This is a genomic window from uncultured Granulicatella sp. (assembly GCF_963528315.1).
In the GTDB taxonomy this organism is placed as follows: domain Bacteria; phylum Bacillota; class Bacilli; order Lactobacillales; family Aerococcaceae; genus Granulicatella.
In genome coordinates, this window is record NZ_CAURVV010000003.1 from 1 (window position 1) to 15,221 (window position 15,221).

Genomic DNA, 15,221 nt, shown 5'->3' on the forward strand with positions numbered 1-15,221 from the left:
AAAACATGGGTAACTTGATGTTCAAGTAGCCAATCAAGAGCTGCATTTAATTCTTTAGTTGTGGTACCAAATGTTGTTTGATATTTTTTAGGTTCATTTGAAGTTAGAGGACCATCTAAAATACAACAAACAATGGATTTTTGATGTACATCAATTCCACAACATACTGGGTGCATTACTTGCATAATAAAACCTCCTATTCTAATTGTTTAAGAACAATGGAACAGAAGGTAAAATGTAATTTTATTTTCATGCTCTAAGCATAATCGAGTTTTCTCATGACCCCTGTTCATCCAGTTTTCCCGACAGGAACGACAATTCCCCAATAATTCGAACGGATTAGTATTGTTCTCTAACGTAAGTATAATACCAAATTTTGTTTCTGTCATGAGTAAGACGGTGAAACCGTCTTGGAGTTTTCCTGTACTAGAAGCCACATTGGCTTCTAGTACTAAGGCTACAGTGTCAAGTCCATTTCGCTGGACGTGTATTCATGAGGGAACGTTTGAATGATGGGACTTGACTTGAGTAGCAATGGACGTCAGCAGCTTTGCAAGCGAATCTCATCGAACAGCGTCAAGTCTATTTTGTTTTCATAGATATCTTTATAGAATTTGTAACATAATTGTAGAACTCCTAGTCTTCAATTGTTATATGAATTCATGTATAATGACAACGAAGTTAAAAGGAGGAATTATATGTCACAAAAGGACCGTTTTAAAGCTGGATTCATTTATGAAAATGATGAAATTAGAGCTATTCGAAAGAAAGAATCTAAAATAACAAGGAATATTGTTCGTTTTTTTGCTATTCTACTTGCAATCATTGTAATTGGTGGAGGAGCATATGGATATTACTATATTTCCAACGCTTTGAAACCAGTAGATACAAAACAAACTCAAACAGTTGAAGTAGAAATTCCAGCAGGATCTTCAGTGAAACAAATTTCTAAAATTTTAGAAGATAATAAATTGATTCGTAATTCAAAAATTTTTAATTTTTATATTAAATTTAAAAATGTAGCTGGATTTAAAGCAGGATTTTATCAATTATCTCCATCTATGGATATTGATCAAATTTTAGGACAATTAGCAGATGGCGGTAAAGATAAATCTGCTAATGTAGCTAAAGTAGTCGTGCGTGAAGGTGAAACATTAACAGGAATTGCAGAAGAAGTAGAAAAATCTACGAAATATTCTAAAGAAGACTTTATGAATAAAGTACAAGAGCAAGGTTTTATTGATCAATTGGTACAAAAATTCCCTCGATTATTTAAAGATGCTCAAAAAGCTCAAAATGTTCGATATTTCTTAGAAGGATATTTATATCCTGCAACTTATGATGCAGATGAAAGCAAAACTTTACAAATGATTATTGAAGAAATGGTTGCTAAAACAGATAGTGTCTTATCTAAATATTATGCAAAAATTTCTCAAGGAGATTATAATGTTCATGAGATTTTAACAATGGCATCCTTGTTAGAAAAAGAAGGGTATAAAGTAGAAGATCGTCAAAAAATTGCAAGTGTATTTTACAATCGTATTAAAAAGAATATGATGTTACAAACAGATATTTCTGTCCTATATGCTTTAGGAGAGCATAAAGAGGTCGTAACATTAAAAGATTTAGAAGTAAATTCTCCATATAATTTATACAAATACAGAGGGCTAGGACCAGGACCATTTAATAGTCCGAGTGAAGAAGCGATTTTAGCGGCTATTGATCCAGCTCAAACAGATTATGAATATTTTGTAGCAGATATTCAAACAAAAGAAGTTTATTTTGCAAAAACATATGATGAACACTTAGTATTAAAAGCCAAATACGTTGATAAGGAGTAACTTATGAAAAAGAAGCCGATTGTTATTGGAGTGACTGGTGGTTCTGGTAGTGGTAAAACTACTGTTAGTAGAAAAATTTTGGAACACTTTCCCGAATTAAGTATTGTAAAAATTGACCAAGACTTCTATTATAAAGACCAAAGTGATATGCCTTTTGAAGAACGTTTAAAAACAAATTATGATCATCCATTTGCGTTTGATACAGATTTATTAATTGAACATATGAATAAGTTAATTAATTTTGAATCCATTGATGAACCAGTATATGATTATGAAAATCATACGAGAAGTAATCAAACGATTCATCAAGAGCCAAAAGATGTGATTTTAATTGAAGGAATTTTAATTTTGGAAGATGAACGTTTACGCGATTTAATGGATATTAAAGTATATGTAGATACAGATGATGATATTCGTATTATTCGTCGTATTAAACGAGATATGGTTGAACGTGGTAGAACTCTTGATTCCATTATTCATCAATATGTGACTGTTGTAAAACCGATGTATCATCAGTTTATTGAGCCGACGAAGAAATTTGCGGATATTATTATTCCTGAAGGTGGCTCAAATGTTGTAGCAATCGACTTAATGACAACAAAAATAGCATCTATTTTAAGTGATTTAACATAATTTTCTCAGAAATTTATAAATAAAGCTTGCAATCTTCTTCATAAAATGGTATGTTTTTACCACTGTCAAAACAGTAAAATGGAAAAGAGGGAGAAGCCAAATGACTGAGAAATTATATCCAATGACGCTTGAAGGAAAAGCAAAATTAGAAGCTGAATTGGAAGAATTAAAAGTAGTAAAACGTAAAGAAATCGTTGAGCGTATTAAAATTGCTCGTAGTTATGGCGACTTATCTGAAAATTCAGAGTACGAATCAGCTAAAGATGAACAAGCCTTTGTTGAAGGAAGAATTACAACTCTTGAAAAAATGATTCGTTTTGCTGAAATTATCGATGATAATAATGTCGAAAAAGATGTCGTTTCTTTAGGACGTAAAATTACTTTTATCGAATTACCAGATGGTGAAGAAGAGTCTTATACAATCGTTGGTAGTGCAGAAGCAAATCCAATCGAAGGAAAAATTTCAAATGATTCTCCAATTGCAAAAGGAATCATTGGTAAGAAATTAAATGACGAAGTTGTCATCCAAACTCCAGGTGGAGATATGAAAGTAAAAATTACAAAAATTGAATCTGTATAAGAAATCTTTTGTGGACTGTAAGAGAAATAATTTCTCTTACAGTTTTTTTAGTTTAAGAAAGAATGTGAACTATGATGCTAGATATGGTATAATTCATTTAGAATATAAAAGAAAAGGTGAAAAATTTTTGAGGAAATTAACGAAGTTTTTGGGAACTATTTCTGTATTATGCTTAATGGGTTTAGTAAAACCAATAGCAGCAGAGACTGTAGATATTATTGAATTAACAAAAAATGCAGGTTATGAAGTAAATCCAGAGGATAAACCTAAGTCCTCGATTGTGGTTGATGCATATACTGGTAGAATTTTGTGGCAAGATAACATTGATGAAGAGCGAGATCCCGCAAGTATTAGTAAAGTGATGACAGTATATTTAGTGATGGAGGCTATTCAAAAAGGAGAATTATCTTTATCTCAAAAGATTGTAGCGACGAAAGAAGATGCAGCCATTTCAAATATATACGCCATTAGTAATAATACAATTGTGGAAGGAGTAGAGTATCCAATTGAAGAATTAATCAAAATGACACTTGTTCCTTCTTCAAACGCTGCAACAATTATGTTAGCGAATGCAGTTGAGAAAGATTCTGCTGCATTTATTGGAAAAATGAATGCTAAAGCTAAAGAATTGGGAATGAATCATACAACGTTCAATAATGCATCTGGGGCAGTTGCTGAATTATTTAAAGGTTATTATCAACCGGAAGGTTATGATGCTTCAAAGCCAAATCAAACAACAGCTCGTGATTTAGCGATTATGGCTATGGATTTAATGAATCGTTATCCACAAGTATTACAATATACTAATTCTGCTGTTGTAAAAACAATGGAAGGAACACCGTATGAGGAAAAATTTGATACGTATAATTATTCTCTTCCTGGTGCAAAGTATGGAGTTGAAGGTGTTAACGGATTAAAAACTGGATCAAGTGGATATGGTGCTTTTAACTATATTGCTACATATGAAAAAGATCAAATGAAGTTAGTGGAAGTTGTTCTTGGTGTTGGAGATTGGTCGAATCAAGCTGGTGAAATGATTCGACATACATTCGGAAATGCAATTTTGAATTATGTATTAGAACATTTTTCATACCAAACTATACTACCAGCAGGAGAACATAATTTTGATGGGCATAAGATTACGACCAATCAATCTCTTCAAATGATTGTTGAAAAAGGAAAAACTCCTGAATGGGAAGTAGCGAATAAAAGAGTAAGTGTTCATTTAACAGGTGATTTTTTAAAAGAAAATCAAAAAAATCCAAGTGTTGAAGTAGTAGCAGAAAGTGGCTTTGCTGATTTACCAAAAGAACCTGAGAAACGACAACAAACACTTCAAGTGTATATTATTCAAAATGCTTTTGCTTTTGCAGTAATCATTGGGGGTTCAATTTTATTTCTTTTAGTATTATTTGGAGAGAATCGAGCTAAAAACAGACGAAAACATAAAAGGAAATAATAAAAGAATAAAACGGAAAAAATCTGGTTAAAATCTGATAAAAATATATACAAATTGCTAGACTTTGTGTTTATTTTATGACAGAATACAATCGAGGGGTGCTATAGCTCAGTAGGATAGAGCAAACGTTTCCTAAACGTTAGGTCGGGGGTTCAAATCCCTTTAGCACCGTAATGATGATTATTTAATACAAAAATGGGAATTGAATATAATAGTTTGATCAAGACATGATGGGGATAGAGGAATAAATCATTCTTTATTCACAAATAAAATGGTGTAGGTGATAGAGATGTATGCGATGAATCGTCAGTTAAAGTCATTGAAATTATTTTTTGAAATCATAGAAAAAGGTCATAGTATTGAATTTGAATTTAATGGAAATCATTATAAATTTTCACCAGTTAATGATGAATATGTATTAATTAATTATACAACTAATAATAAATTACATTTCAACTCAATTGAAGAATTAATGGAATTAGAATCTAGTGGAATGAATCTCCAAAAAAATTGGAAAAAATTAAAAATAAAATCGATTCAATAATCCTAGATTTTAGTCTAATTTAAAAACTATACTATAATTGTGTTGGGTATAAGTAATGCAGTAATCAATAGAATAATCATCATTATGTTAGCATGATTCTTCAATTGGGTAGTGGGGAAGAAGCTGATTAAATTAAGTGGACAATGAACTTTAAAGTTTTTGTCCACTTTTTTATTTTTAAACTTTCTTAACCATTTAAAAGTTGCTATTTAACTTAGTTGGGTGTAAACTATCTTTAGTTCACAAAAATAGAAAGCGGTGATTACATGAACGTTCAAGAATTGGATATTCTGAACGCAATTCGAAAGAATCCTAAGCTGAATCAGCGAGAAATCGCAACTCAATCAGGATATTCATTAGGATTTGTGAATCGTGTAGTAAAAGAATTACAAGAAGAAAAATGGCTTTCTCCTACTGGAGAATTAAGTGAAAAAACAAAAACATTTATAAAAGAAAACCAACCAAAGAAAGCAGTTATTTTAGCTGCTGGATTTGGAATGCGAATGGTTCCCATTAATACGGAAATTCCTAAAGGTCTAATGGAAGTAAAGGGAGAAGTCTTAATCGAAAGAATGATTCGCCATCTTCATGAAGTTGGAATTACAGATATTCAAGTAGTCGTTGGCTTTATGAAAGAAAGATATGAATATTTAATCGATGAATTCCAAGTTAAATTAGTGGTAAATTCTGAATACCAAATTAAAAATAATTTACATTCTTTAAGTAAGGTAAAATCTTCGTTGGATAAAACTTACATCGTACCATGCGACATTTGGGCAGAAGAAAATCCATTTAGTGATTTTGAACCCTATTCATGGTACATGGTTACCGATGAAATATCAGTTGAAAGTACTGTACGTGTGAATCGTAAAAGAGAATTAGTCATGGTAGATGAAGAGGAAGAAGGCAATCAAATGATTGGTCTTTGTTATGTAATGGGACAAGAAGCAAAAGCTGTTCAAGAGAAAATACAAGAATTTTCAAAGAAACCTTCTTATGATCATGAATTTTGGGAATGTACATTACAAGATAAAAATAAATGGATGATTCCTTCTAAAGTAGTCGATTCAAAACAATTTATTGAGATTAATACGTATGAACAACTGCGAGAAATAGATGGTAATTCTGCAAACTTGCAAACAGATGCCATTTCAATTATTCAAGATTGTTTTAATGTTAAAGTTGATGAAATTAAAAATATTACTGTTTTGAAAAAGGGAATGACAAACCGTTCGTTCTTATTTGAATGTCAAAATCAAAAATATATTATGCGTATTCCGGGTGAAGGAACGGATCATTTAATTAATCGAAAAGAAGAAGCTGACGTTTATCAAGCATTAGTAAATCGTCAAATTTGTGATGATGTATTATACATGAATCCAGAAAATGGCTATAAAATTACAGCTTATTTAGAAGATGCTACAAACTGTGATGCAGAAAACTGGGATGAAGTAGAAGCTTGTATGACGAAACTAAGAGAATTCCACGAATTAAACTTAACAGTAGACCATCGTTTTGATATTTTTGGTCAAATTGATTTCTATGAAAGTTTATGGAATGGTGAAAAATCTTATTTTAAAGATTATGAAAAAACAAAAGCAGCTATTTTTGAATTGAAAAAATGGATTGATACATTAGATAAAACAGAAACTCTTGTGCATATTGATGCAGTTCCAGATAATTTCTTATTTACAAAAGATGGTATTCGAATTATTGACTGGGAATATGCGGGAATGCAAGATCCTCATGTTGATATTGCGATGTTTTGTATTTATTCCTTGTATTCAAAAGAACAAGTCGATCGTTTAATCGATTTATACTTCAAAGGAGAAGTTTCTCCAATGATTCGCAAGAAAATTTATGCATATATTGCAAGTGCAGGATTATTATGGAGTAATTGGTGCGAATATAAGAGAAGTTTAGGAATTGATTTTGGAGAATATTCATTATGTCAGTACCGTTATGCAAAAGAATATTCTAAATTAGTATTATCTACATTAGAGGAACTGTGAAAAGAGGAGAATTATGACAAATACAATTAAAAGAGCAATTTTAATGGCTGCAGGTCAAGGAACAAGAATGAGACCTATTACAAACCATACTCCTAAACCTCTTGTAAAAGTAAATGGAGTTCGAATGATTGATACAGTTATTCAGGCACTACATAAGAATGGGATTACGGAAATTTATGTAGTCGTTGGATATTTAAAAGACCAATTTTATCCATTAGAACAAGAATATCCAGGGTTAAAAATTATCGAGAATCCTTATTATGACACATGTAATAATATTTCTTCACTATATGTGGCAAGACAATATTTAGAAGATGTTGTTATTTTAGATAGCGATCAATTGATTTATAATCCAGAGATTCTTCATGCAGATTTTACTCATTCAGGGTATAACTGTGTATGGACTGAAGGGCATACAGATGAGTGGTTAATGACTGTTGATGAACAGGAAAAAGTTATTCATTGTTCACGTACTGGTGGAGAAAAAGGATGGCAATTATATAGTATTTCTCGTTGGAATAAAGAAGATGGACAGCGTTTAGCGCATCATCTAGAACAAGAATTTGATGTAAAACAAAATCGTCAAATTTACTGGGATGATGTAGCGATGTTTTGTTATCCAGACGAATATGAATTAGGAATTTATCCAATGGAAAAAACAGATATAGTTGAAATCGATAATTTAGAAGAATTATTAGAGTTAGATCCAAGTTATCAAAGTATCTTGGATGAAGGTGAGGAAGTTTAATATGCAAAAAAGATTACATCAAGAAATTGACTGGGTATCTACTATAGTACCTTTATTAGGAGTTTTATTATTAGGGGTTCTATTTTTAGTCATTCCAGAACAATCATCATTAATTTTAGGTGGGATTCGTACTTGGCTAGGAGATCAATTTAGTATTTATTATGCACTTTTAGGTGTGGGAATTTTTAGTTGTAGTATGTATGTTGCCTTTTCAAAATATGGTTCTATTGTTTTAGGAAAAGGAGAAAAGCCTGAATATACTTCTTTCCAATGGGGAGTAATGATTTTTACTTCTACAATGGCTGCGGATATTTTATTCTATTCATTATGTGAATGGGCACTATACGCAAATGAAGATTATGTTGCACAATTAGGCGGCATTCAAAGATGGGCACCTACATTTCCATTATTCCACTGGGGACCAATTGCTTGGGGTTTTTACATCATGTTAGCAGTAGCATTTGGATTTATGTTACATGTCCGTAAAGTTGAAAAACAAAAATTCTCTGAAGCTTGTCGTCCTATTTTAAAAGATAAAGTAGATGGTTGGATGGGGAAAGTCATTGACTTAATTGCAATTTTTGCTTTGATTGCTGGAACTGCAACAACTTTCTCATTAGCAACTCCTTTATTATCAGCAGCAATGGGACATGTTTTTGGATTTGAAAACTCAACTGGAGCAACAATTGTTATTTTATTATTAATTGCGTTAGTTTATACTTCAACAGTGCTATTAGGAATGGAAGCTGTCTCTAAATTAGCGACTTATTGTTCATATTTATTCTTTGCTTTATTAGCTTATTTCTTATTTGCAGGTGGAGAAACAGTTTATATTTTAGAAACTGGATTTAGTTCTATTGGGAATTTAGCGCAAAACTTTATTGGATTATCAACTTGGTTAGATCCATTGCGTGAAACATCATTTCCTCAAAAATGGACAATTTATTACTGGGCTTATTGGATGGTTTGGTGTGTCGCAACTCCATTCTTTATTGGTAGTATTAGTAAAGGACGTACGATTAAGCAAACTATTTTAGGGGCTTATTCTTGGGGAATTGCTGGAACATTTACTTCATTTATTATTTTAGGAAACTATGGTTTAGCACAACAATTAAAACATGGTTTAGATATTTCTAGTGGATTAGTAACAGATAATCCAGATTATGCAGGAATTATTTTGAAAATTTTTGATACAATGCCTTTAAGTCAATTAGGGTTAATTTTATTAGCTGTGACAATGGTTGCTTTTTATGCGACAACATTTGATGCGTTAACTTTAGTGATTTCCGCTTATTCTTATAAGACATTAGAAGATACGCATGATTCTGATAAACGTGTTCGTATGTTCTGGGCAGTAGTGTTTATTATTTTACCGATTGCATTAATTTTCTCAGAAAATTCAATGTATAATTTACAATCTGTTGCGATTATTGCAGCATTCCCAATTGGTTTAATTATTATTCTAATTGTGGCAAGTTTCTTAAAAGACTTGAAAGCTTACGAAAAAGAAGAGATATAATGATTTAGACTTCCTAGGGGAATAGTAGTATTAGGACGCCAGCAGCTTCGCTAAAGCGAATCTCATGGCTAAAAAAATCGAGACTTTGGTCTCGATTTTTTTTTATTTTGGCTTTTATGAATTCTGTGTTAGAATAGGAATGCTAAATAAGTAAAGGAGGGAAAGCGATGACAAATGATTTATCTACTATTATTCAAGCTATCGTAACGGATGAAAATGATAAAGCGTACTTTGTTCAAAAACAAGGTGAAACATATCGTGTTTCAAAAAATCCCGATGTAACATTAGCCATCGGAGATGTCGTGAAGGGCTTTGTATATGAAAATAGTGATCGTAAGAAAATCATGACCCTTGATATTCCAGAAGTAACCAATGAAACTTATGGATGGGCAACAGTTTCTCAAGTGAGAAAAGATTTAGGCGTATTCGTATCGATTGGATTACCGGATAAAGATATGGTTGTTTCATTAGATGAATTACCAAACTTAAAAGAATTATGGCCAAAGAAAAATAATCGATTATATGTAACTTTAATTAAAGATAAGAAAAATCGTACTTGGGCAACAATGGGGGATGGAACAGAGTTAAAAGCCAAATCCATTAGAGCCAATCATACATTAAAAAATAAAGATGTATCTGCTACTGTAACGAATGTTAAATTAGTAGGAACATTTTTAATGACAGAAGAAGGGTATCGATGCTTCTTACATCCAAGTGAGCGTTTATATGAACCAACACTTGGGGAATTAGTCAATGTTCGAGTAATTGGTGTTCGACCAGATGGTGTGTTAAATGTATCCATGAGACCAAGAGCGTATGAAGCAATTGGAGATGATGCAGAAATGATTTTAACAATGTTAAGAAATCGTCCAACGCATACATTACCGTATTGGGATAAAACAGATCCAACGATTATTAAAGAAATTTTTGGAATTAGTAAGGGACAATTCAAACGTGCGATTGGTTCCTTATTAAAAGCGAAAAAGATTACACAATCAGAAGGATTTATTCAATTAGTGGAAGAATAATGAGGATTGAAATGGGGGGATAAATCTGTGTTAACAATGGAAGGTATCAAAAAGAAATTGCAAGAAGAGGGATTTAAGCTAACTCCTCAAAGACAAGCAACGGTTGCAATTTTATTAGAAAAAGAAGATGACCATCTGAGTGCTGAAGCTATATATATGCTTGTTAAGCGGAAATATCCTGATATTGGATTAGCAACGGTTTATCGTACTTTAGAAATTTTAACAGATTTAAATATTACTTATCGAGTTGTATTCGATGATGGCTTAGCTCGTTATGATTTAAAACGAGATGAATCGAATCGTTTCCACCATCACTTACTATGTAATAAATGTGGAAATATTGAAGAAATTCATGAAAACTTATTAGGTGAAGTAGAGAAAATTGTTGAAGAACGATTTCATTTTAAAGTAGAAGATCATCGTTTAACTTTCCATGGCATTTGTCAAAAATGTAGAGAAGGTGAAACTCATGCAACGTAATTTGGATTATTTTGTGGATTCATTAGCAATTCAAGGATTATCTCAAAATACAGTCATGAGTTATCAAAGAGATTTAATGAAATTTTACCAATTTTTGAAAGAACAACAAATTCAAGATTGGAAAGAAGTCGATTATTCTCTGATTGTTTTATTTTTACAAGCTTTAAAACAGGATGGCTATGCGACAAGTTCTACGAGTAGAATGATTAGTTGCTTAAAAAAGTTCTTTAAATTTTTACAACAAGAACAATTAGTGGAAACAAATCCAGTACAACCACTGAAAGTTCCTAAAACGAGTAAGACGTTGCCGAAAGCTCTAACGGTTGATGAAGTGACACAAGTATTAAATTCCTGTGATACTTCAACTGTATTAGGATTAAGAGATAAAGCTATGTTAGAACTCCTTTATGCAACTGGAATGCGTGTTAGTGAGTTAATTACTTTAAAACTTAGTGACTTGCATTTAGAATTAGGATTTCTTCAAACAATTGGTAAAGGAAATAAACAAAGAATTATTCCAATTGGGCAAGCTGCCACTAATTGGGTTCAGCATTATTTAACTTATGCGAGAGTAGTGTTAGAGCAGGAATCAAATCCAGTGGAATATTTGTTTCTAAATCATCGTGGAAATGGATTTACAAGACAAGGTTTTTGGAAAAATTTAAAGAAAATTGTTCAAGAAGCAGGAATTCATAAAGAAGTAAGTCCCCATACATTGCGTCATTCATTTGCAACGCATATTTTAGAAGCAGGGGCTGATTTGAGAATTGTGCAAGAATTATTAGGACATAGCGATATTAGTACGACTCAAATTTATACGCATTTAACAAATGAACGTATGAAGGAAATTTATCAACAAGCGCACCCTCGTGCGAAAAAATAAAATTTATACTAGAAAGAAGAATGTCAGATGAAATTTAAAAGAATTCACGTAATTGTAATGGACTCAGTTGGGATTGGAGAAGCGCCAGATGCTGCTGCATTTAATGATGCAGGTTCTCATACATTAGGCCATATTTCAGAACGAGTTGGTTTAAATGTTCCAAATATGCAAGCTTATGGATTAGGAAATATTGCGCCATTAAAAACTGTACCTCCAGTTGAAAATCCAAAAGGAAGCTACACTAAATTAGAAGAAGTTTCTGTAGGAAAAGATACAATGACAGGTCACTGGGAATTAATGGGATTAAATATTAAAACTCCATTTAGAGTATTCCCTGATGGATTCCCTCAAGATTTATTAGACAAAATTACAGAATTCTCTGGAAGAAATATTGTATGTAATAAACCATATAGCGGAACAGCAGTTATTGATGATTTTGGGAAACATCAAATGGAAACAGGCGATTTAATCGTTTATACAAGTGCTGACCCAGTATTACAAATTGCAGCTCATGAAGAAATTATTCCTTTAGAAGAATTATATCGTATTTGTGAATATACAAGAGAAATTACTAAAGATGATCCATATATGATTGGACGTATTATTGCTCGTCCATATGTGGGAACTTCAGGTAACTTCCAACGTACTTCAAACCGTCACGACTATGCATTAAGTCCATTTGGTCAAACAACATTAGATTTCTTAAAAGATAAAGGATTTGATGTTATTGCGATTGGTAAAATTAATGACATTTTCAATGGTCAAGGAATTACTGAATTTGTTCGTACAAAAAACAATATGGATGGTGTTGATAAATTCGTAGATATCTTGAAAAAAGATTTCACTGGAATGAGTTTCTTAAACTTAGTAGACTTCGATGCTGCTTATGGACACCGTAGAGATACTGTTGGATATGGTAAAGCATTAGAAGAATTTGATGCACGTATTCCAGAAATTTTAGAACATATGCATGAAGATGATTTATTAATTATTACTGCTGACCATGGTAATGACCCTACATTCCCAGGAACTGACCATACTCGTGAGTATATTCCAGTGTTAGCAATTAGCAAATCTCTTCAACATCCAACACGCTTAACTCAAGGACATTTCTCAGATATTGCTGAAACAATTTCTGAAAACTTTGGCGTATCTTCAACTGGAAACGGACAAAGCTTCTTAAGTGAATTACATTAATATAATTGTGGAAATTCAATGAGTTCCATTATTGGATTTCCACTTTTTTTAAATCATCTAAAAAAAGAGAGGATAGAGTAGCATGACTTTATATGATCAATTACTACATTTAGAACAAACAAAACGATTTTTACAAAACAGTGGAGTTCAAAATATTGATTTTGGACTAATTTTAGGTTCAGGATTAGGAGAATTAGCAACTGAAGTAGAAAATCCAATTATCTTCAATTACAAAGATATTCCAAACTTTCCAGTATCTACAGTAGTAGGTCACGCTGGACGATTAGTTTATGGTGAATTATGTGGTAAAAAAGTTTTAATTATGGATGGACGTTTCCATTTTTATGAAGGATATCCAATGGAAACAGTTACGTTCCCAATTCGTTTAATGAAATTATTAGAAGTAGAAACAATGATTGTGACAAACTCTGCTGGAGGAAGCAATCCAAACTTTAAACCAGGGGACTTAATGCTAATTACAGACCATATTAATATTACAGGTACAAATCCATTAATTGGACCAAATGCTGATAGTTTTGGACCTCGTTTCCCTGATATGTCTCATGCTTATCATGTCTATGGACAAGAAGTTGTTCGTAAGGCAGCAAAAGAAGTAGGAGTGCAATTACAAGAAGGAGTTTATACAGGTTTATCTGGCCCAACTTATGAAACACCTGCTGAAGTTCGTATGGTACAAGTATTAGGTGGGGATGCTGTTGGTATGTCAACTGTTCCTGAAGTGATTATTGCGAACCATTCAGGAATTAAAGTTATCGGTATTTCTTGTATTACAAACTTAGCAGCCGGACTACAAGCAAACTTAAACCATGAGGAAGTAGTAGAAACAACTCAACGAGTAAAAGAATCGTTTAAAGGTTTAGTTCGTAAAGTCATTGAAATTTATTAATTAGAATAGGAGTAGAGAAAGTGGATGCGTTAACGCTACGTATTGGGGAATTTGAAGGCCCAATGGATTTGTTATTACATTTAATTAAAGAGATGAAAATTGATATTTATAACATTCCAATGGTGGAATTAACGCATCAATATTTATCCTATATTCATTCCATGCAAGAAATGGAATTAGAAGTAGCTAGCGAGTATTTATTAATGGCAGCAACTTTATTAGAAATTAAAGCAAGAATGCTTTTACCGAAACCAAAAGTAGAAATCGATGAAGTAGAAGTCGAAGAAGATCCTAGGGATGAGTTAGTTGAAAAATTAATGGAATATAAGCAATTCCAAGAAGGTGCCAAAAAACTAGAAGAACTTTCGGTTCAAAGAGGGATGCATTATGGAAAAGAAGCAAGTGATTTATCTGCTCTTCAAGAAATTATTCCATTACAAGAAGGACAAGTAACGACTCAAGATTTATGGAATGCATTAAAGAAAATCGCAAGAAGAAATCTTGAAAAAATGCCTCTACAAGCAAATATTCAACATGAAACACATACGGTAGAGGAAATGATGGATTCGATTTTAACAAAAATTCATGAAAATCCTCAAAAAAGTATTCGATTTGATAAATGTTTTCCTTCGTTTCATCGTCATGCCATTGTGACAACATTTTTGGCGATGTTACAATTAGTAAGGGAACATAAAATTCGTTTGGTTCAACATGTGCCTTATGAAGATATTGTTTTAGAAACTTGCGATAAAGGTGGTGCATTTAGTGAATAATTATTTAGCAGCAACTCAAGCTTTATTATTTGTAGCAGGAGATGATGGCTTAACACTAGAAGAAATTAGTTATGTCGTTGGTATTGAAAAAACGGCCGTTCGACAACTATTAGAAGAATTAATGGAACAATTAAAAGATGAAACAAGTGGTTTAGAATTAATATTAACAGCGCAACGATATAAATTTGTGACGAAAGCATCGTTAAAACCATATCTTGAAAAATATGCTGTTTCTCCATTTTCTTCTCAATTATCTAGTGCAGCTTTGGAAACATTGGCGATTATTGCTTATAAACAGCCTATTACAAGATTAGAAGTAGAAAGTATTCGTGGAGTTCAATGTAGTGGCGCTATTCAAAAATTATTGTTAAGAGATTTAATTGAAGAAGCCGGTCGAATGGATAGTCCAGGTCGTCCAAAATTATATCGTACGACTACTTATTTTATGGATTATTTTGGATTAGAGACATTGGATCAATTACCAGATGTGGAATCATTACTAGAATTAAGCCAAGAAGAAAGTAAGCAATTATTTAAAAATAATGAAGACTTATTTGCAGAATTAGAACAAAAGCATCAAGAGGATGAAACTATTTCGTAAGAAAGGAAGGAGTATC

Annotated in this window: 15 protein-coding genes, 1 tRNA gene and 1 pseudogene; 16 read left to right on the forward strand and 1 reads right to left on the reverse strand. The window is 32.2% G+C overall.

Features of this window, described 5'->3' with window-relative positions:
• Positions 1 to 185: pseudogene (locus RYK07_RS01260) on the reverse strand (IS110 family transposase); the annotation flags it as partial.
• Positions 186 to 698: 513 nt separating this feature from the next.
• Here RYK07_RS01260 and mltG point away from each other — a divergent pair.
• The 16 genes from mltG (at position 699) to scpB (ending at position 15,205) form a co-directional block, all read left to right on the forward strand.
• Positions 699 to 1,841: an endolytic transglycosylase MltG gene (gene mltG, locus RYK07_RS01265; protein ID WP_314852019.1), complete on the forward strand. Its 1,143-nt coding sequence runs from the start codon at positions 699 to 701 to the stop codon at positions 1,839 to 1,841.
• A gap of 3 nt (positions 1,842 to 1,844) precedes the next feature.
• Positions 1,845 to 2,474: a uridine kinase gene (gene udk, locus RYK07_RS01270; RefSeq protein WP_006702827.1), complete on the forward strand. Its 630-nt coding sequence runs from the start codon at positions 1,845 to 1,847 to the stop codon at positions 2,472 to 2,474.
• 100 nt (positions 2,475 to 2,574) lie between these two features.
• Positions 2,575 to 3,054, forward strand: a complete 480-nt coding sequence (greA, locus tag RYK07_RS01275) for a transcription elongation factor GreA (protein ID WP_006702826.1) — start codon at positions 2,575 to 2,577, stop codon at positions 3,052 to 3,054.
• A 175-nt stretch (positions 3,055 to 3,229) separates the two neighbouring features.
• Positions 3,230 to 4,513 carry a serine hydrolase gene (locus RYK07_RS01280; protein ID WP_314852021.1) on the forward strand — a complete coding sequence of 428 codons (1,284 nt, stop codon included), beginning with the start codon at positions 3,230 to 3,232 and terminating at the stop codon, positions 4,511 to 4,513.
• Positions 4,514 to 4,610: 97 nt separating this feature from the next.
• A tRNA-Arg gene (locus RYK07_RS01285) sits at positions 4,611 to 4,684 on the forward strand.
• A 109-nt stretch (positions 4,685 to 4,793) separates the two neighbouring features.
• Positions 4,794 to 5,057 carry a hypothetical protein gene (locus RYK07_RS01290; RefSeq protein WP_314852022.1) on the forward strand — a complete coding sequence of 88 codons (264 nt, stop codon included), beginning with the start codon at positions 4,794 to 4,796 and terminating at the stop codon, positions 5,055 to 5,057.
• Between the two features lie 266 nt (positions 5,058 to 5,323).
• Positions 5,324 to 7,069, forward strand: a complete 1,746-nt coding sequence (locus RYK07_RS01295) for a phosphotransferase (protein ID WP_314852023.1) — start codon at positions 5,324 to 5,326, stop codon at positions 7,067 to 7,069.
• A gap of 13 nt (positions 7,070 to 7,082) precedes the next feature.
• Complete coding sequence (locus tag RYK07_RS01300) at positions 7,083 to 7,817, forward strand: phosphocholine cytidylyltransferase family protein (protein WP_314852024.1); 735 nt, start codon at positions 7,083 to 7,085, stop codon at positions 7,815 to 7,817.
• A gap of 1 nt (position 7,818) precedes the next feature.
• Positions 7,819 to 9,336, forward strand: a complete 1,518-nt coding sequence (locus RYK07_RS01305; RefSeq protein ID WP_314852025.1) for a BCCT family transporter — start codon at positions 7,819 to 7,821, stop codon at positions 9,334 to 9,336.
• Between the two features lie 167 nt (positions 9,337 to 9,503).
• Positions 9,504 to 10,364 (forward strand): S1-like domain-containing RNA-binding protein, encoded by an 861-nt coding sequence (locus RYK07_RS01310; protein WP_314852026.1) that lies wholly within the window; start codon positions 9,504 to 9,506, stop codon positions 10,362 to 10,364.
• A gap of 36 nt (positions 10,365 to 10,400) precedes the next feature.
• Positions 10,401 to 10,844 carry a Fur family transcriptional regulator gene (locus RYK07_RS01315; protein WP_227932487.1) on the forward strand — a complete coding sequence of 148 codons (444 nt, stop codon included), beginning with the start codon at positions 10,401 to 10,403 and terminating at the stop codon, positions 10,842 to 10,844.
• Complete coding sequence (gene xerD, locus RYK07_RS01320; protein ID WP_314852027.1) at positions 10,834 to 11,727, forward strand: site-specific tyrosine recombinase XerD; 894 nt, start codon at positions 10,834 to 10,836, stop codon at positions 11,725 to 11,727. The genes RYK07_RS01315 and xerD overlap by 11 nt, the downstream gene beginning before the upstream one ends.
• Before the next feature lie 27 nt (positions 11,728 to 11,754).
• The gene (gene deoB, locus RYK07_RS01325; protein ID WP_314852028.1) at positions 11,755 to 12,924 is read left to right on the forward strand and encodes a phosphopentomutase; all 1,170 of its coding nucleotides are present in this window, start codon (positions 11,755 to 11,757) and stop codon (positions 12,922 to 12,924) included.
• Between the two features lie 82 nt (positions 12,925 to 13,006).
• Positions 13,007 to 13,831 carry a purine-nucleoside phosphorylase gene (locus tag RYK07_RS01330; RefSeq protein WP_314852029.1) on the forward strand — a complete coding sequence of 275 codons (825 nt, stop codon included), beginning with the start codon at positions 13,007 to 13,009 and terminating at the stop codon, positions 13,829 to 13,831.
• A 20-nt stretch (positions 13,832 to 13,851) separates the two neighbouring features.
• Positions 13,852 to 14,604: a segregation/condensation protein A gene (locus tag RYK07_RS01335; RefSeq protein WP_314852030.1), complete on the forward strand. Its 753-nt coding sequence runs from the start codon at positions 13,852 to 13,854 to the stop codon at positions 14,602 to 14,604.
• Positions 14,597 to 15,205, forward strand: coding sequence for an SMC-Scp complex subunit ScpB (gene scpB / locus RYK07_RS01340; protein ID WP_314852031.1), 609 nt, complete (start codon positions 14,597 to 14,599; stop codon positions 15,203 to 15,205). The genes RYK07_RS01335 and scpB overlap by 8 nt, the downstream gene beginning before the upstream one ends.
• The last annotated feature ends 16 nt before the right edge of the window (positions 15,206 to 15,221 follow it).